We start from the raw sequence: 16,240 nt of genomic DNA, 5'->3' as shown, positions 1-16,240 counted from the left end.
GCCGACCAGCGTCACGTGGCGGAGCGGGTCATCAGGCGCCCCACGAGGGTTTCCGCCCACGGGTGGTACCGCGTGTTGTGGAACGCCACCACGAGCCACCGGTCCCCGTCGCGGCGCAGGACCGTCGTGTTCGTCGACAGACGCTTTCTCGACGGGACGGTCCGGCCCCTCTGCCAGCGCATGATGATGCCCGCGCGCTGCACCACGATCGCCGTCGCCGGGTCGAGGAAGCGGATCGTGCGCTCGACGACGGCGAGCCGGGAACCGCGCATGATGCCGTCGAACAGGCGCCGGTGGCCCTCGACGATCTCCTCCCGGCCGGTCATCACGGTGCCGTCGAACGCCACATAGGTCGCATCGGGCGCGTGCAGCGTGGCGTACGCGCCGGCGTCGCCGGCCTGCCAGCAGGCCTCGAGCCCGGTCAACGCGTCCAGGACGCCGGCGTGTGCGGTGGTGGTCATCGCGGTCCCCCTGATTTACTTAGCTGCAGCGTAGTAATTACTACGCCGAATCTAAGTATTGGTGGGCGGAGTGTCAACCGAGGGCGAGCACGTCGGACGAAACCTGGGCCGCGACCTCAGCGGCGCGGTCGTGCTGTTCCACCAGGCCGTCGCGGCGCGCCTGGGACTGTCAGCGGGCGACCTGAAGACACTCGAGTTGATCTCGACCGACGGGCCGTTCAGCGCGAGCGAGCTGGCCCGGCGCACCGGGCTGACCGCCGCCGGAATCACCAGTGTCGTCGCACGGCTCGCGGCAGGTGGCTACGTCGTGCGGGAGACCGATCCCGACGACCGGCGGCGGGCGATCATCCGCGCCGCCCACGCGGAGCACCCGGAACTCGCCGACGCGTTCGCGGGGCTCGGCCAGGCACTCGGCGGCGTCATCGCCGAATACGACCCGGCCGAACAGGCGGCGATCGTCAGCTACCTGCGCCGCACGATCGACATCCTGCGCGAGCAGACGATCCGGCTCGGCTCCGGACCCGGCTGACTCGCCCCTGCGCCGGCGCCGCCCGTCCCCCGCCCACAGCTGGCCGGCGATCTATTTCCGGCCCGCAGCTCTTTCCTCTTCTGTCCTCCCTTCCTACTGTGATGGTCCATTGCCCCTCGAAGATCGTGGGAGTCCCATGAGCATCCGCGTGTACCGCAACGCCGCCATCCACACCGGCGACGGCGGCAACCCGCTGGCCGAGGCCATGGCCGTGGACGGCGACCGCCTGCTGGCCGTCGGCCGGGAGGCTCAGGTACGCGAGGCGGCGGGCCACGGCGCGGAGCTGATCGACCTGGACGGCGCCGCGGTGCTCCCGGGGCTCTACGACGCCCACATCCACACCGCCCAGTACGCGCAAAGCCTGGGCGCCGTGGACCTGCGTGAGGTGCGTGGCCTGGACGAGGCTCTCACGGCGGTGGCCGCGCACGCCGCGCGGCTGCAACCGGGTGCCTGGCTGTTCGGCGGCCGGTGGAACAGCAACGCCTGGGATCCGCCGGCGCAGCCGGACCGGTACGCGCTGGACTCGGTCTGCCCCGAGCTGCCGGTCGCGTTGCCCAGCGTGGACGGGCACACCGTGTGGGCCAACTCGGCAGCCCTGCGGCTGGCCGGTATCGACGCGAACACTCCCGACCCGGTGGGCGGCGAGATCGTCCGGGACGCACGCGGGGAGCCGACCGGCATCCTCCGCGAGACGGCCTCCCACCCGCTGCGGGACCTCATGGTCTCCCCCGACCTGCGCGACCTGCTGAGGGCCGGGCAGGAGGAGTTGCTCGCGGTCGGCCTGACCAGCGTGCACGACATCGACGGCGAGGACTGCCGGGCCGCCTATCTCGCGCTGCGCGACGCCGGCGAGCTGAAGCTGCGCGTGCACAAGGCGATCCCGATGACGCACCTGGAGGCGGCCATCGCCGAGGGCCGCCGGACCGGGCAGGGCGACGACTGGATCCGTACCGGGCCCGTGAAGATCTTCAGCGACGGGGCTCTCGGGTCGCACACCTCCCACATGAGCAGGCCCTTCGCGGGCGAGCAGGGCAACGTGGGCATCGCGGTCACCCCGTACGAGGACCTGGTCGAGCTGTTCGGCAGGGCCGCGGGCGCCGGCATCGCGGTGGCCACGCACGCCATCGGCGACCGTGCCAACCACCTGGTCATCGACGCCTACGAGGCGATCGGCCGCACACCGGGGCTGCGGCACCGCATCGAGCACGCGCAGCACCTCCGACCCGCCGACCTGGCCAGGATGGCCGCCCTGGGCATCGTCGCCTCGATGCAGCCGGTGCACTGCACCAGCGACATCGACCTGGTCGACTCCCTGCTGGCCGGCCACGATCTGGCCTCCTACGCCTGGCGCGGGATGCTCGACGCCGGCGTCGTGCTGGCGTTCGGCTCCGACGCCCCCGTCGAGAGTCCCGATCCCTTCGCCGCCCTGTACGCCGCCATCACCCGGGCCCGTCCCGACGGCACCCCCGTGGGCGGCTGGCAGCCCGAGCAGCGGCTGAGCATGTCCGAGGCGGTCCGCGCGCACACCCTGGGCGCTGCCCGCGCCGCCGGGGAGGACGACCGCAAGGGTGTCCTCGCGCCGGGCCGGCTCGCCGACTTCATCGCTGTCGACACCGACCCCTACCGGGACTCGCCGGCCGCGGTGCTGCGTACCAGGGTCATGACGACCGTCGTGGGCGGCGAGATCCGCTGGCAACGGACCGGAAGCCGCTGAAGCGGAAGCCCGGACCGGCGCTTCCGCCGGTCAGGCTGGCGGGCTCGCCGACTTCCGCGCCCGTCGGCGCCCTGCCTGCGACCATGGGCTGAATGAACCGGGTCGGTGTGCGCGATGCCGACCCCGCCTGGGAGACCACGATGACCGAGAGCGTCCGCCGACCGGCTCCGGCCGGGGCCCGCGGCGATGACGCGTGGCTGACCGACGTGGCCCGCGCGGCCAGCGCCGACGCCGGCGGCGTACCGGTGGAGTTGCTCGGCGACTATCTGCGGCTGTTGACGGACGCGGCGGTGACCGGCCGCCGGCCGCGCCGCGGCGAACTCGACGCGGTGGAGGCGCTCGGCCGACGCGCCGCCGAGCAGGGTGTGTCAGCGGGCCGGGCGGTCCGCCTCTACCTGTCCGCGGCGCGGCGGCTCTGGCGGCGGCTGCCGCACCTGGCCGGTGCCACCGACAGCGAGACGGTGCGCGCGGCGGCGGACGCCGTGTTCCACGTGGTCGACACCGCCGTGGCCACGCTGGCCGAGGGCTACGCGGCGGCCCGCCGGGACCTGGTCCGCCGGGAGGAGACGCTGCGCCGGGAACTCGTCGACGACCTGCTGCGCGGCGACTCCGACCTCGGCGGGTTGGTGGAGCGGGCCGAGCCGTTCGGGCTGGACCTGGCCCGGGTGCACCAGGTTGCGCTCGCCGCGCCGGGTCATCGGCTGCCGGACACCGAGGCGGCGATCAGCGCGCTGGAGCGGGTCATCTTCGACCGGTTGGGTGACCGGGACGTGCTGGTGGCCACGAAGGAGGGACTGCTCGTCGTGATCGCACCGGCGGACACGGTGACGCCCGACCGGGGTGGGGGCGACGGCGGGTCGGTGGCGGGTCTGGGGCGGCTGATGCACGGCGAGTTGGACCGTCTGGTGCGGGGCCGGCCGTGGCAGGTGGCGGTGGGCCGCCCGCACCCGGGCCTGTACGGCATCGCCCGCTCCTATGAGGAGGCCCGCGAGGCGCTGACCACGGCCCGGCGACTGCACGCCGACACCTCGGTGATCGACGCCCACGACCTGCTCATCTACCGCGTCCTGCTGCGGGACCAGGCCGCGATGGTGGATCTCGTGCGGGCGGTGCTGACACCGCTGAGCCAGGCCCGGGGCGGCGCCGAGCCGCTGCTGGACACCCTGAACGAGTACTTCGCGTGCCGCGAGGTCGCCACGGAGGCGGCCCGCCGCCTGCACGTGTCCGTGCGCACCGTCACCTATCGGCTGGACCGGGTCCGGGCGCTGAGCGGCTACGACCCCGCCGACCCCCGGGACCGGTTCACCCTGCACGCCGCCGTGCTCGGCGCGCGGGCGCTGGACTGGCCGCGTCGGCCGCTGCCGGCGTAGCGATTCAGGCCGGGGCGGCGACCAGTTCTGGGAAGCCGAGCAGGGCGGCCAGCGCGGCGGCCTCGGTGCGGGTCAGGGCGAGGCTGACCATGCCGTCGGGGTCGTCGGGGTCGTCGTGGACAACGTCCCGGCGGTCGCCCACCTGGTACTCCACGATGCCGATCCGGCGGCCTTCTCTGGTCCTGAAGGTGTGTCGTACTCCGATGCCGGGCAGCGTCGTGCGTTCGATGTTCACGAGGAATGCTCCTTGCGGGACGGCTGCCAGGGCCGGCCGGGAGCGGGCCGGCGCTACGGCAACGCGGTGGACGGTCGAGCGGCTCTCCCGACGGCCGGCGGCGCCCGATCGGCCGACCAGGCCGGAACGCAGCCCGCGACGGCCCGGCTCAGCCGGACCACGATGCACATCCCGAGCGCGCAGCCGGCGCGAACCGCCGCGACGACAACCGCCAGCACGGCCAGCATCGACAGCGCGAGGGGCCGCCCGACGCCGACGGGGTGCTGGTGGGCACGCATGGGGCCAACCATAGCCTTCGCCCACCCGCGCTCCGGGGGCTGATCGGGGAGATCCCTCCGGAACCGCGGCCCGTCACGGACGGTGACAGCAGGTGGACACCGAGCGATGGTGTTCTCCGGCGGCCGGCAATCAAGCGAGCTTTTATTGGCCGGTCACGCGCAATGCCAACCCTTCGCTTTCGGGCGACGCTGGAGGTCCGACGCGGTACCCGAGAGCGAGGAGGCGGTGATGACGATGACGCGCACGCAGGTGGCTACCCCGCCCGCGATCGCCGGTTGTCCGCCGCCGGCCCGGCTTGGACCGGCTCGGGTTCCCGGTTCGGCCGGCGGCGGCTCCGCCTCCGGGACCGGTCACGTCCCGCCGCCGCCGGCGCACCGCCGACGCCGCCCGTAGACCCCGCCGACCGACGCCGTCGAGCGCACCGGCCTTACGGCCGGCGGCCCGCCATCCACCCATCGCCCCGTCCATCGGACGGCAGCGCATCTCCACGTAGAAGAGGTCGGTCATGTCCGGCAACGTCACCTCCCTTCCCCTTTCGACGCACACCGGGCTGCTGGTCGGGCGCTCCCACACCCGCCCGGCGGTCCCCGTCCGCCCCGAGCCGGTTGCCGTGGACCTCGGCAGCGCCCAGCTGCGGATCTGGCTGGGATCCGGCGGGGTGTTGCGCACACCGGTCGGCCAGGTCCTGCGGGCACCGGTCGTGCGGCGCGGGCGGGTCGTCGACGGCCCGGCCTGCGCCACCGAACTACGGCGGCTACTGCGCGACCACCGCACTGCGGTGCCGGTGGGGGCGCTCGTCGTGGCCTGCCGTCCGGTGCTCGCCACTCCGGCCGATGAGGAAGCCACGCGCCGCGTGCTCAACGCGGTACTCGCGCCGTCCCGGCTGCTCTTCGTCGACAGCGTGCGCGCGGGCGCCATCGGCGCCGGCGCCGCTGCCGGCACCCTGCTGCTCGCCGACATCGGCGCCCAGCTCACCGAGGTGGCCGTGCTGGAGCACGGTCGGGTGGTCGCCGCCCGGCGCGCCGAGGTCGGCACCCGCGACCTGAACCACGCGATCACCGCCGCCATGCTCGCTGACACCACGACCAGGCTGATCCGCGAGCTGCGACAGGAGCCGGCGGTGCGACCGCTGGTCCGCGCCTCCCTGGCCCGAGGCGTGGTCGTGGTCGGCGACGGAGCGACCCGACCCGACCTGACCGCCCGGCTGGTCGCCACGCTGGGCGCGACCGTGCACCGCGCCGCCTCACCCCGCACCGCCGCGCTGACCGGCGCCGGGATGGCCGCCGTCGCGGCAACCCGGCACCCCGCGAGCGACTGAACCCGACCTGCTTCCGGAAAGGACCACCATGACGCATACCCTCGACGACCGCACCGAGATGCTGCGCGAGCTGCTGGAACGGCAGTTCGGCGAGCACACCGACCAGCTCACCGAACTCACGCTGCAGTCCCGGCAGCGTGACCACGGCGGACACGACCCGGACACCCTGCGCCGGCTGATCGAGGTGGCCCAGCAGGGCATCGCCGACACCGCCCGCGCGCTGAAGCGGATGTCCGAAGGCGACTACGGCGTCTGCGAGCGCTGTGGCCAGGACATCCCGACGGCCCGGCTGGAGATCCTGCCCTCGGCCCGCTACTGCGTGCCGTGCCAGCAGCGGGGCTGACCCGTCGCGTCCGCGGACGGCCGGCGCCAGGGCACCACGTCGGGGCGGGTTCCGCCTGTTGCGCAGGGATGGATGACATACGCTCGGCAACAGTTGCCACGGCCGCGGGCCGCCTCGCGGCGGCCCGTCATCCCACCTGTGGTGCGCCCGTCCGCGCCGCACGACCGTCGAAAGATCCGCTCATGACCAGCACCGCCGTCCCCGCCCCGATCCAGACGTTCATCGACGCGACCAACCGCGCCGACTCGGACGCCTTCGTCGCGGCGTTCACCGACGACGCGTACCTCAACGACTGGGGCCGTGAGTTCCACGGCCGCGACGGCGTGCGCTCCTGGGACCGCACCGACAACATCGGGGTGCAGTCGCACTTCGCGCTCGTCGGGATCGAGCCCGGCACCGACCCCGACAGCTACGTCGTCACCCTCACCGTCTCGGGTAACGGCTTCAACGGCACCGGCCCGATGACCTTCCACCTCCGCGACGGCCTGATCGCGAGCCTCAACATCAGCTGAGGCCCCTGCTGGTCGCCGCGGAGACGTGCTCGCTGTCGACCTGGGGTGCGGAGCTACGCCACCGGCTCCGCTCGGCCGTGGACCTACCGGTCCGGAGTACGAGCCGGGCGGAACTCAGTTCACCGGCGGCGCCCAGGTAGGGCGTCTGATCAGGCAGAACGGGTGACCGGCGGGATCGGCGTACACATGGTCACCGGGCAACCGCCGCGCGCCCAGCGCGAGCACCGCCTCGCCCGCCGCGTCCTGATCGTCGACCATCACGTCGAGGTGCATCTGCTGCGGTACCGCCGGCTCGGGCCACGTCGGCGGCGTCAGGTCGGTGGCGCGCTGAAACGCCAGCCCGGACGCCGCCGTGCCGGTCGACACGACGACGAAGCCGTCGTCCGCGTAGGTGATCGGGTCGCCGAGGACCGCGCTCCAGAACCGCGCCTCGGTCATCGGATCCGGGCAGTCGACGATCAGGTGATGGAGTCTGCCGAGCGGCACAGCGAATCTCCTCTGGTCGTGCACGTACGGTCATCCGCCGCCGCGTCGAACAGGTTGCTCAGACATCGACGAGCAGAAGGCCGTCGTTGTTGAGGTTCACGTCGGGCGTGGTGGCGTCCGGAGCGTACGTCGTCACCGCCAGGGTCCTCCGGCCGTCGAACCGAAGCTGCTGGCCGGGCACGAGGACGTGGCCTTCGGCGAGCATTCGGGCGAGGTGGTTGAGGATCCCAGCGGTGTCCTCGATCCGGTCGGCGGGAACACCGGCGATCAGATCCGGCCGGCCGAACTTCACCATGCCGCGCGTGTGTACCGGGTGCCCGAACCCGGGTTGGGGTTCGGTTTCCGCGATGAGGCTCACCTCCTGCTGGATGGTGAACGGCCGGTGAGGTGACAGTGACACCAGAGCCGACCCGGGAAGCCAGTTGCACGCGTAGGCATCCAACGTCGCGCAACTGCCGGCATCGGCCAGCATGGCGGCCACCGCCCAGGCCAGTTGCAGGTGCGTGAGGTCCCTCGGATCGTCGACCTCGACGGTGATCGAGTAGCAGCAGGATGCCGCGTCGAGGCGATCAAGGTCGCCCAGTTGTCCGGCGGCGATGTTGCGCAGAGGACCGGTGCGCCAGCCGTCGATCCAGTCGGGGCTGTCCGCGTACCGGTGGACGCGCACGTCGAGGGCGGCCGTGGGGGCGGTGTTCGGAGCGGCGACGTGAAGCCCGAGGTCCGGCCCGGATTGCCGCACGTCCTCGTCGGCGAAGGCGATCAGCGTCACGGCGGCGCGGCTACCGGTCGGACGAAACGCAGGACGACCCCAGGGCGCGATCGGAACAGTCACGCCGGCATCCTGCCACGCCGGTCGACGAGCCGCGCCGGCCGAGTTCCCGGGTTGATGACCAGCCGTGCCTCGACGCCAGCCCGTCGGCCGACATGTCACCCGGCCATCCGCCGTCAAGGCGCCGGCACTCCCGGGAAGCGTCGTACGCCCGTGCCACGCTGCCGTCCTGCGGCTCGACCGAGGGAGGAAACGGCAATGGGTGCTTCGGAGTGGCGTTACCTGGTGGCCTACCAGGCCGACGTGGGCGCCGCCCTCCAACAACTGCGCCAGGAGGTGTACGACCGCGGCGAATACTATCGGGAGTCCTCCGAGCGCGACCCCGACCTGGACCTGACGGAGGAGGAGTTCCGGGCCCGGTTGGATCCCCGCAACGACGGCGACGGCTTCAACGACGCGATCGTTGACGACTGGCGGGAACGCAGACGCCGCCCGGTGCCCGTCGACCCGGACACGCTGCTTGCCGCGCAGCCGCACTCCGGCACACACTCGATCATCGACATGGTCAACGGCGTGGCCGACCGCCCCGGCTTCGCCACGGTGTCCCCGCTGACCAGCGAAGAGCTGATCAGGGCCTTCGGCAGCACGACGCCCCCGTCAGATCAGGTCCAGCAGTGGATGAAGGCCGGTGGAGGCCTGCGGGAACGTTGGTCCGGCACGTATGTGATCAGCTACCGCGACGGCCGGCCCGACCACATCCATTTCTCTGGATACTCCGGCGACTGACCGACGGCCGCAGCGGATCCGGGCACCGGGCAGGAACGCCCTTCAACCGTTGGACCCCGTCGAGTGCATCGCCATGGCGGCGGCGTCGGCTACCCGGTGCGGATGCCGGACAGGACCCGCATGGCGTGGCGTTCCCGGTCCGCGAGGTCGGCGAGGATCGGCGAGGCACGGGCCAGCTGGTCCGGGTCGCTGGTTTCTCCGGCGGCCCTGATGTGGTCCGAGACGTCGGTCCACAGGGGGGCGATCTCGGCGTACAGCTGGTGACCGAGGCGGAGGTCGTCGTCGTCGACGATCGTGGCGCATTCGGCGAGGAAGTCGCGGTACATGGTGCGGAACAGGGCGCCGCCGGTCCCGCCGCGTTCCATCAGCGCCGCGACCCGCGGGAGGTCGCGCGACGGGTCGCTGGAGCGGTCGAGCCACCGCGCCACCTGTCCGGCCGCCTTGGCGATGCCGCGGTGGCCGAGGTTGGCGATGGGTGGCGTGAGGAAGGTGTGTGCGTTGCTGCGGATGGCCGTCCGGACGGCGTCGCCCAGGTCGGTCCGGCCGGTCGGGCCGGCGATGGTGTAGGACAGGTTGCGGGCGGTCATCGGTCCGCGTTCGTTGCGGGCCTTCTCCAGGCTCGTCAGCGGGGTGGTCACGGCCCCGCCCTGCTGGGCGGTGTCGATCAGGTAGGCCTGGCTGTCGTCGTAGCCGTACATCGCGACGAAGTGGGCCCCGAAGCGGACCCTCGTGGTGAAGTAGTCCAGGTGGTAGGAGTCCAGCTGCAGGCCCACCGGGCGTCCGGCGTCGAGGGCGGCGGCGACGTTCTGCCAGGCCCGGCGGGGCGAGGCGGTCTCCTGGATGTGCAGCGTCAGGCCCAGCCGGTCGGCCACGGTCCGGGTGATCACGCCCGGCTTGGTACGGCCCCCGAGGAACGGAAAGTCCATGCTCCTGGCGTCCCAGTAGACGAAGCCGAGACCTTCGCCGAGGCCGAACAGCATGGGCTCGGACAGGTCGACGCCCTCGTGGCGCAGCAGGGCCCCGAGCGCGGTGGTCTCGCAGTGGCGACCGCCGGGGAACGCGACGTTCTCGATGATCATTCGGTCTCCTCGTCTGTTGGCCGGGACGGGCCCGCCGGGGGTCGGACCGGCCAGGCGATCTCCGTGCGGAGCGCGGTCGTGGGTACGCCGGGCGTGGGCGGGACGAGGTAGCGCTCCTCGGCCGGGCCCGCCAGCACCCGGTCCTGCTCGGCGATCCACCGCCCCAGCGACCGGTAGGCGGCCTCGATGTCGTCGTAACCGCCCTCGTGGACGGTCGCGGCGAGCAGACAGCCCGGCAGCTCCCCCGGTGCGATCGCCGCGGTCGGCCGGGGCTGACGCGCCACCGGCGCGAACACCTCCACCTCCAGCTCCGCCGCGTCGAGGTCGTCGCCGAGGTAGCGGGTGCCGGTGGGTCCCGTGGGGGCGATCCCCTGCTCGGCGAGACCGGCGAACAGCCGCGCGAACCCGGGCGCCAGCGCCTCGGCCAGCCCGCTCAGCGGGGCACGCACCAGCGTGCGGGCCGTGGGCTGGGCGTCGCGCCACCGTTCGTACACGTGCAGCCAGCCCGGCACGCGCCCCGGCTCGGCCAGCACGGCCCCCAACCGCCCGGCGATCTCGTCGAGGCGCGCGGCCCGCGCGGCCACGCGTTCCCGGTGCCGCTCGATGACGTCGCGTGCCTGTTCCGGGGTAGCGGCCGACAGGATCTCGGCGATCTCGGGCAACGGCACCTCCAACTCTCGCAGCCGCCGGATCTGCCCCGCGCGGACGAACTGGTCGACGCTGTACCGGCGGTAGCCGGTATCCGGATCGACCCACGCCGGGACGAGCAGGCCCAGCCGGTCGTAGTTCCGCAGCACCCGAACGGACAACCGGGTCGCCCGCGCGAACACCCCGATCGGCATCAACCCCGTCACCGACGCCTCCCACAGCCTCAGCCCTCTCTCTGGGAGAGGGTCAACCCCGCGCCCGGCCCCTGCCGGACCGAACAGGAACACCATCATCACGGAGGCGCCGCGGCCAGCCACGTGACAAGGCGATGCCGGCGCTGCTGGCCACCACATCCACTTCGGAATGACGAGAATGCGCGCAGTGGTCTTCACCGCACGCTGCCTGGCCGGCCGCGCGGTGCGCTTCGTGGCCGTCGCCTACGTCCCCGACCTCGCCTGAAGCAGGCGCTGGTCCACGATGCGCCGCTCGGCGAGGCCGGCCCGATCGTCGCGAACGCCGGCCGGGTTCAGGCCGTGATGATCACGTGCAGGTTGCGGGGTCCGTGGACGCCCTCGACGCGGTTGAGTTCGATGTCGCTGGTGGCCGACGGCCCGCTGATCCAGGTCAGGGGCCGGTGTGGAGTGATGCGGGTGAGGGCGTCGGGCACGGTGGCGACGACCTGGTCGCTGCGCACCACGCACACGTGCACGTCCGGGAGCAGCGTGATGATCCGGCGGCCCTGGTCCGGGGCGCCGTCGAGCACGATGGTGCCGGTCTCGGCCACGGCCACGGCCGCCGCGGTGACGACGCCGTCCAGGGCCGCGATCCGCGCCGCGGTGAGGTTGTCGTCCGGCACCGCGCGGACGCTGGCGGGCAGCCAGTGCCTTGGCAGTCCGGGTGGCACCACGATCTGCCGGTCGCCGAGGACCTCGTCGACGATCCGGGCCACGTCGGTGTCGGCGCACCGGTGCACGGTGGCCCGGTAGTCGGTGAGCCGGTCCACGAACAGGTCGAGGTCGGTGGCGACGGCACCGGCGGGCCGGTACTCCCGGGGCACCGGCGCCGGCCCCGGCCGGGGCTCGCCGAGGGCGGCACGGATCCGGCTGAGAACGACGTCCCGGGCGGTCACCGCTGCGCCCACCACTGGCGGAAGGTCTGCGGAGGCGGCTCGGGCAGGTCGCGGCTGGCCGTCCAGCCGGACAGCGGCGGCGGCAGGCCGCGCCCGCGCGGGCCGGCGAGCCGGCTCAGCTTCGCGGCGCGCTGCGCGGCCGCGTACAGCGCCGGGTGGTCCATGGTGTACGCGGCCGCGGCCATCGCCGCCGCCTCGGCGCGGGGGTGGGGGGCCTCGGCGCGCAGGTGCACCAGGATCGACGGGATGTCGATCATCACCGGGCAGGCGTCGTAGCAGGCGCCGCAGAGCGACGACGCGTACGGCAGCGAGGCGTTGTCGGCCACCCCGGTCAGCTGCGGGGACAGCACCGCCCCGATCGGCCCCGGATAGACCGACCCGTACGCGTGCCCGCCCGTGCGCTCGTACACCGGGCAGACGTTCAGGCAGGCCGAGCAACGGATGCAGTGCAACGCCTGCCGGCCCACCTCGTCGGCGAGCACCGCGCTGCGCCCGTTGTCCAACAGCACCAGGTGAAACGCCTGCGGGCCGTCGCCCGGTGTGACGCCCGTCCACATCGACGTGTAGGGGTTCATCCGCTCCCCCGTCGACGCCCGAGGCAGCAGCTGGAGGAACACCTCCAGGTCCCGCCAGGTGGGGATGACCTTCTCGATGCCCATCACGGTGATCAGGGTGTCGGGCAGGGTGAGACACATCCGCCCGTTGCCCTCGGACTCGACGACCGCGAGGGTGCCGGTTTCGGCGACGGCGAAGTTCGCCCCGGAGACGGCGACCCGCGTGCTGAGGAACGTCTCGCGCAGGTGTCGGCGCGCGGCGGCGGCCAGGGCCGCCGGCTCGTCCGTGAGCGCCGGGTCGACCCCGGGCATGGCCCGCAGGAAGATCTCCCGGATCTCCGCCCGGTTGCGGTGGATCGCCGGCACCAGGATGTGGCTCGGCCGGTCGTCGCCGAGCTGCACGATGAGCTCGGCCAGGTCGGTCTCGACCGGCTCGATCCCGGCCGCCTCCAGCGCCTCGTTCAGGCCGATCTCCTGCGTGGCCATCGACTTGACCTTCATGACCCGGTCCGCGCCGGCCGCCCGGACCAGGTCGGTGACGATCCGGTTCGCCTCGACGGCGTCGGCCGCCCAGTGCGCCGTGCCGCCGGCCGCGGTCACCGCCGCTTCCAACTGCTCCAGCAGTTCCGGCAGGCGGGCCATCGTGTCGGTCTTGATCGCCCGACCGGCCGCGCGCAACTGCGGCCAGTCCGGCACCTCACCGATCACCGCCCCCGACTTGCCGCGGATCGTCGTGGTGGCATGCCGCAGGTTCCGGCGGAGCTGGGCGTCACCCAACGCCCGCCGCGCCGCCGCCGGGAACGGCTCGTCGCCGCGCAGGTGGCCCACCCCGCGCGGGGCGGTCGCCGGCATGCCGAGGAACGTGGTCCCGCGTCCGGTGGCGCCGGCCGGCCCGCGCGAGGCCGTCACCGGGCCACCCCCGCGACGTCCCGGCCCGCGCCGCGGGCATCCGCCTCGGTGCTGGCCAGGATCTCCGCCAGGTGCACCGTCCGCACCCCGGCACGCAGCCGGGACAGCCCGCCGCCGATGTGCATCAGGCACGACGCGTCCCCGGCGGTGCACACGTCCGCCCTCGTGGCCAACACGTTGCGCATCTTGTCCGCCAGCATCGCCGTCGACGTGTCCGCATTCTTCACCGCGAACGTGCCGCCGAAGCCGCAACACTGCTCCGCCTGCGGCAGCTCCACCAGCTCCAGACCACGCACCGCGCGCAGCAGCCGCAGCGGCCGGTCCCCGACCCGGATCATCCGCAGCGAGTGACACGTCGGGTGGTAGGTCACCCGGTGCGGGAAGTACGCCCCGACATCGGTCACCCCGAGCACGTCGACCAGCAGTTCCGACAGCTCATAGGTCCGCGCGGCCACCTCCTCCGCCCGGCTCGCCAGCCGCTCGTCACCGGCCCGGCGGGCCACCATCGCGTGCTGGTGCCGCACCGACCCCACACACGAGCCCGACGGCGCCACCACCACGTCGTACGGGGCGAACACCCGCACGTGCCGGCGGACCAGCCGCAGCGCCTCGTCCGGGTAGCCGGTGTTGACGTGCATCTGCCCGCAGCACGTCTGATCCTCAGGAAAGACCACCTCGTGGCCCAGGCGCTCCAGCAGCCGCACCGTCGCCCTGGCCGCCTCCGGGAAGAGGGTGTCGGCCAGGCAGGTCACGAACAGGGCGATCCGCATCCTCAGCCACCCACCCGATCCTCGGCGGCTCGCCAGGCCGACTGGTCACCTCGGGGCGGGTATCGGACGAGGTGCTGGGTCTCGCGCGGGAGGGGCCCGCAGTGCCGGCAGGTCGCCGCCGACGGCGCCGGCGGACCGGGCCCGCACCCGGATGTTACCGAGTGCGGTGGTCCCGACCGGTCCGGCGAGGAGGCCGCTGCGACCCGACGACGGCCAACCGGGTCCGGTGGACGCCCTCGCGCAGCTCGTCGTCCCCCATCACCAGGTAGACGAGGGGGCAGTCCTGCGGCCCGGTGACGTCGAGCTGGCAGAGCGTGCAGGGCTCCCCCGGCCGGATCGGGCAGGTCGCGTCGGGCCGGGCCGGTCTGGTCGCGGTACTCACATCTCCACGGTCCGCGGTCCCAGACGGTCCGTCCAGGGTCACTGGTCCCGATCACGGCACCATCCAGCTCAGGACCGGGGAGCCCTGGAGCGCCACCAGCACGCACATGAACAGCAGCAGCACGAGACTCCAGCCGAACACCTTCCGGAAGATCTCCCCTTCGCGGCCGGCCATGCCGACCGCGGCGGCGGCGATCGCCAGGTTCTGCGGGCTGATCATCTTGCCCAGCACCCCGCCGGACGAGTTGGCCGCGGCCAGCAGCAGCGGGTCCAGCCCGGCCCGGGCCGCCGTCTGCACCTGCAACGCGCCGAACAGCGCGTTGGCGGAGGTGTCCGAGCCGGTCACCGCGACGCCGATCCAGCCGAGGATCGCCGACAGGAAGACGAACGCCCCGCCGGCCGCGGCCAGGAACGCGCCGAGGGTGTTGGTCTGGCCGGACTGGTTCATCACGTACGCCAGGGCGAGCACCGCCATCACCGTGAGGATCGCGTAGCGCAGCTCGACGTAGGTGCGGCCGTACGCGCGCAGCGCCCGGCCCACCGGGACCCGCAGCACCAGCGCGGTCAGGATGCCGGCGAGGATCATCAGGGTGCCCGCCGCGGGCAGCCAGTTGAGGGTGAACGTCATCGAGGACAGCGGCTTGCCGTCGCCGCCCAGGATGTCCAGCCCCGGCCAGGGGAACTTCACCGTCCACGGTTCCTTCGCCAGGGCCGTCTTCACGGCGCCGAGGTTGGCGATGGAGAAGATCACGATGATGATCAGGTACGGCGCGTACGCCCGGGCGACCTCGGCCGGGGTGTCCGCGACCCGCCGGCCGCCCGCCGTGCCGGCGCGCACCTGGTCGGTGGGCCGCGGCTCCAGGTCGTCGTCGCCGCGGTGCCGGCCGGTGGAAGCGGTCTCGTCGACGCGCGGATCACCCGGCGCGGTCTCCCCACCGGAACCGCCCAGCCCGGGGGCGGCGGTGCTGGTCGTGTCGGCGCGGCTGCCGGCGGCGGCGCGGACCGTGCCGGGGCCGGCCACCTCCGCGTCGGCCGCGCCGCGGGCGGCCGGCACGGTGGCGGCCGCCGGCTCGCGGCCGAGGTCGGCGGGGGTGACCGGGCGCCAGACGCGGACCAACAGCACCACGGCGGCGGCCGAGACCAGCGCGGCGACGATGTCGGTCAGCGGCACCGAGATGTAGTTCGCCGCGACGAACTGCGCCAGGCCGAAGCTCACCCCGGCGACCAGCGCGGCCGGCCAGGTCTGGCGGATGCCGCGCCGCCCGTCGACCAGGGCCACCAGCATCAGCGGTACGACCACCGCGAGGATCGGTGTCTGCCGGCCGACCATCGCGCCGAGGGTGTCGACGGTGAGCCGGGGGTCGGGGTTGGCGCCACTGCTGACGCTGGCGAGCGTCACGATCGGGGTGGCGAGCGCGCCGAAGGCCACCGGCGCGGTGTTGGCCAGCAGCGACACCGAGGCGGCGTGGATCGGGCGGAACCCGAGCGCCATCAGCATCACCACGGTGATCGCCACCGGCGTGCCGAAGCCGGCGAGGGCCTCCAGCAGCGCACCGAAGCAAAACGCGATGATGATCGCCTGGACGCGCATGTCCGGGCTGACCCGTTCGAAGGAGCGGCGCAGCACGTCGAAGTGCCCGCTCTCGACGGTGAGGTTGTAGACCCAGATCGCGTTGATGACGATCCAGAGGATCGGGAAGAAGCCGAAGGCGGCGCCCTCGGTGGCCGAGAGCACGGCCTGCCCGACCGGCATGGCGTAGACGGCGACGGCCACGATCAGGGCGACCACGAGGGAGATGACGCCGGCCAACCAGGCCTTGACCTTCATGACGCCGAGCAGGACGAAGAGGGTGAGCAGGGGTAGGACCGCGAAGATGGCCGAGAGCGCGACGGAGTCACCGACGGGGTCGGTGACGACCTTGAACTGGTCGAACATGGGTCACCTCGACGCTATGGGGGACGGGGGTC

The 16,240-nt window shown here is 73.1% G+C and carries 19 protein-coding genes; 7 read left to right on the top strand and 12 right to left on the bottom strand.

Features of this window, described 5'->3' with window-relative positions:
- Positions 1 to 11: 11 nt before the first annotated feature.
- The gene (locus RMN56_RS23090) at positions 12 to 461 is read right to left on the bottom strand and encodes an SgcJ/EcaC family oxidoreductase (protein ID WP_313719610.1); all 450 of its coding nucleotides are present in this window, start codon (positions 459 to 461) and stop codon (positions 12 to 14) included.
- 130 nt (positions 462 to 591) lie between these two features.
- Here RMN56_RS23090 and RMN56_RS23085 point away from each other — a divergent pair, with 130 nt between their 5' ends.
- The 3 genes from RMN56_RS23085 to RMN56_RS23075 all read left to right on the top strand — a co-directional run bounded on the left by RMN56_RS23085 (position 592) and on the right by RMN56_RS23075 (position 4,074).
- Complete coding sequence (locus tag RMN56_RS23085) at positions 592 to 990, top strand: MarR family winged helix-turn-helix transcriptional regulator (protein ID WP_313719609.1); 399 nt, start codon at positions 592 to 594, stop codon at positions 988 to 990.
- 136 nt (positions 991 to 1,126) lie between these two features.
- The gene (locus tag RMN56_RS23080; protein WP_313719608.1) at positions 1,127 to 2,704 is read left to right on the top strand and encodes an amidohydrolase; all 1,578 of its coding nucleotides are present in this window, start codon (positions 1,127 to 1,129) and stop codon (positions 2,702 to 2,704) included.
- A 92-nt stretch (positions 2,705 to 2,796) separates the two neighbouring features.
- A complete protein-coding gene (locus tag RMN56_RS23075) occupies positions 2,797 to 4,074 on the top strand; it encodes a PucR family transcriptional regulator (RefSeq protein ID WP_313719607.1) in 1,278 nt (425 codons plus the stop codon).
- A 4-nt stretch (positions 4,075 to 4,078) separates the two neighbouring features.
- Here RMN56_RS23075 and RMN56_RS23070 read toward each other — a convergent pair whose 3' ends face one another.
- Complete coding sequence (locus RMN56_RS23070; protein ID WP_313719606.1) at positions 4,079 to 4,309, bottom strand: cation:proton antiporter regulatory subunit; 231 nt, start codon at positions 4,307 to 4,309, stop codon at positions 4,079 to 4,081.
- 53 nt (positions 4,310 to 4,362) lie between these two features.
- The gene (locus RMN56_RS23065) at positions 4,363 to 4,587 is read right to left on the bottom strand and encodes a hypothetical protein (protein ID WP_313719605.1); all 225 of its coding nucleotides are present in this window, start codon (positions 4,585 to 4,587) and stop codon (positions 4,363 to 4,365) included.
- A 506-nt stretch (positions 4,588 to 5,093) separates the two neighbouring features.
- Between RMN56_RS23065 and RMN56_RS23060 the strand changes: the two genes are divergently transcribed.
- The 3 genes from RMN56_RS23060 (at position 5,094) to RMN56_RS23050 (ending at position 6,761) form a co-directional block, all read left to right on the top strand.
- Positions 5,094 to 5,906, top strand: a complete 813-nt coding sequence (locus tag RMN56_RS23060) for a rod shape-determining protein (protein WP_313719604.1) — start codon at positions 5,094 to 5,096, stop codon at positions 5,904 to 5,906.
- A 28-nt stretch (positions 5,907 to 5,934) separates the two neighbouring features.
- Positions 5,935 to 6,249 (top strand): TraR/DksA family transcriptional regulator, encoded by a 315-nt coding sequence (locus RMN56_RS23055; protein WP_313719603.1) that lies wholly within the window; start codon positions 5,935 to 5,937, stop codon positions 6,247 to 6,249.
- A 182-nt stretch (positions 6,250 to 6,431) separates the two neighbouring features.
- Positions 6,432 to 6,761: a nuclear transport factor 2 family protein gene (locus RMN56_RS23050; protein WP_313719602.1), complete on the top strand. Its 330-nt coding sequence runs from the start codon at positions 6,432 to 6,434 to the stop codon at positions 6,759 to 6,761.
- Positions 6,762 to 6,875: 114 nt separating this feature from the next.
- Here the strand turns inward: RMN56_RS23050 and RMN56_RS23045 are convergent, their stop codons facing one another.
- Together RMN56_RS23045 and RMN56_RS23040 are read right to left on the bottom strand one after the other, a co-directional pair.
- Positions 6,876 to 7,271: a VOC family protein gene (locus RMN56_RS23045; protein WP_313719601.1), complete on the bottom strand. Its 396-nt coding sequence runs from the start codon at positions 7,269 to 7,271 to the stop codon at positions 6,876 to 6,878.
- Between the two features lie 34 nt (positions 7,272 to 7,305).
- On the bottom strand, positions 7,306 to 8,016 hold the full coding sequence (locus RMN56_RS23040) for a hypothetical protein (protein WP_313719600.1): 711 nt from the start codon (positions 8,014 to 8,016) through the stop codon (positions 7,306 to 7,308).
- A gap of 258 nt (positions 8,017 to 8,274) precedes the next feature.
- On the opposite strand from RMN56_RS23040, the gene RMN56_RS23035 reads away from it, so the two are divergent.
- The gene (locus RMN56_RS23035; protein ID WP_313719599.1) at positions 8,275 to 8,802 is read left to right on the top strand and encodes a hypothetical protein; all 528 of its coding nucleotides are present in this window, start codon (positions 8,275 to 8,277) and stop codon (positions 8,800 to 8,802) included.
- Positions 8,803 to 8,891: 89 nt separating this feature from the next.
- Here RMN56_RS23035 and RMN56_RS23030 read toward each other — a convergent pair whose 3' ends face one another.
- From RMN56_RS23030 to RMN56_RS23000, 7 genes are all read right to left on the bottom strand, one after another.
- Positions 8,892 to 9,881, bottom strand: a complete 990-nt coding sequence (locus tag RMN56_RS23030; protein WP_313719598.1) for a BtrH N-terminal domain-containing protein — start codon at positions 9,879 to 9,881, stop codon at positions 8,892 to 8,894.
- The gene (locus RMN56_RS23025) at positions 9,878 to 10,735 is read right to left on the bottom strand and encodes a MerR family transcriptional regulator (protein WP_313719597.1); all 858 of its coding nucleotides are present in this window, start codon (positions 10,733 to 10,735) and stop codon (positions 9,878 to 9,880) included. The genes RMN56_RS23030 and RMN56_RS23025 overlap by 4 nt, the downstream gene beginning before the upstream one ends.
- 320 nt (positions 10,736 to 11,055) lie before the next feature.
- Complete coding sequence (locus RMN56_RS23020; RefSeq protein ID WP_313719596.1) at positions 11,056 to 11,658, bottom strand: LutC/YkgG family protein; 603 nt, start codon at positions 11,656 to 11,658, stop codon at positions 11,056 to 11,058.
- A complete protein-coding gene (locus RMN56_RS23015; RefSeq protein WP_313724839.1) occupies positions 11,655 to 13,064 on the bottom strand; it encodes a lactate utilization protein B in 1,410 nt (469 codons plus the stop codon). The genes RMN56_RS23020 and RMN56_RS23015 overlap by 4 nt, the downstream gene beginning before the upstream one ends.
- 53 nt (positions 13,065 to 13,117) lie before the next feature.
- A complete protein-coding gene (locus RMN56_RS23010; RefSeq protein ID WP_313719595.1) occupies positions 13,118 to 13,891 on the bottom strand; it encodes a (Fe-S)-binding protein in 774 nt (257 codons plus the stop codon).
- Positions 13,892 to 14,045: 154 nt separating this feature from the next.
- On the bottom strand, positions 14,046 to 14,273 hold the full coding sequence (locus RMN56_RS23005) for a DUF6767 domain-containing protein (protein WP_313719594.1): 228 nt from the start codon (positions 14,271 to 14,273) through the stop codon (positions 14,046 to 14,048).
- Positions 14,274 to 14,324: 51 nt separating this feature from the next.
- Positions 14,325 to 16,208, bottom strand: a complete 1,884-nt coding sequence (locus RMN56_RS23000; protein WP_313719593.1) for an L-lactate permease — start codon at positions 16,206 to 16,208, stop codon at positions 14,325 to 14,327.
- Between the last annotated feature and the right edge of the window lie 32 nt (positions 16,209 to 16,240).

The sequence above is a fragment of the Micromonospora halotolerans genome, from assembly GCF_032108445.1.
Taxonomy (GTDB): domain Bacteria; phylum Actinomycetota; class Actinomycetes; order Mycobacteriales; family Micromonosporaceae; genus Micromonospora; species Micromonospora halotolerans.
The sequence above is the reverse complement of the archived record's forward strand: the minus strand, read 5'-3'. Positions and strand labels throughout refer to the sequence as shown.

What these genes read in the sequence shown, in the direction of transcription:
- RMN56_RS23090 (WP_313719610.1), bottom strand. Translation starts at nt 461, where the DNA reads ATGACCACCACCGCACACGCCGGCGTCCTGGACGCGTTGACCGGGCTC.
- RMN56_RS23060 (WP_313719604.1), top strand. Translation starts at nt 5,094, where the DNA reads ATGTCCGGCAACGTCACCTCCCTTCCCCTTTCGACGCACACCGGGCTG.
- RMN56_RS23055 (WP_313719603.1), top strand. Translation starts at nt 5,935, where the DNA reads ATGACGCATACCCTCGACGACCGCACCGAGATGCTGCGCGAGCTGCTG.
- RMN56_RS23015 (WP_313724839.1), bottom strand. Translation starts at nt 13,064, where the DNA reads ATGCCGGCGACCGCCCCGCGCGGGGTGGGCCACCTGCGCGGCGACGAG.
- RMN56_RS23080 (WP_313719608.1), top strand. Translation starts at nt 1,127, where the DNA reads ATGAGCATCCGCGTGTACCGCAACGCCGCCATCCACACCGGCGACGGC.
- RMN56_RS23065 (WP_313719605.1), bottom strand. Translation starts at nt 4,587, where the DNA reads ATGCGTGCCCACCAGCACCCCGTCGGCGTCGGGCGGCCCCTCGCGCTG.
- RMN56_RS23035 (WP_313719599.1), top strand. Translation starts at nt 8,275, where the DNA reads ATGGGTGCTTCGGAGTGGCGTTACCTGGTGGCCTACCAGGCCGACGTG.
- RMN56_RS23075 (WP_313719607.1), top strand. Translation starts at nt 2,797, where the DNA reads ATGAACCGGGTCGGTGTGCGCGATGCCGACCCCGCCTGGGAGACCACG.
- RMN56_RS23030 (WP_313719598.1), bottom strand. Translation starts at nt 9,881, where the DNA reads ATGATCATCGAGAACGTCGCGTTCCCCGGCGGTCGCCACTGCGAGACC.
- RMN56_RS23000 (WP_313719593.1), bottom strand. Translation starts at nt 16,208, where the DNA reads ATGTTCGACCAGTTCAAGGTCGTCACCGACCCCGTCGGTGACTCCGTC.
- RMN56_RS23050 (WP_313719602.1), top strand. Translation starts at nt 6,432, where the DNA reads ATGACCAGCACCGCCGTCCCCGCCCCGATCCAGACGTTCATCGACGCG.
- RMN56_RS23010 (WP_313719595.1), bottom strand. Translation starts at nt 13,891, where the DNA reads ATGCGGATCGCCCTGTTCGTGACCTGCCTGGCCGACACCCTCTTCCCG.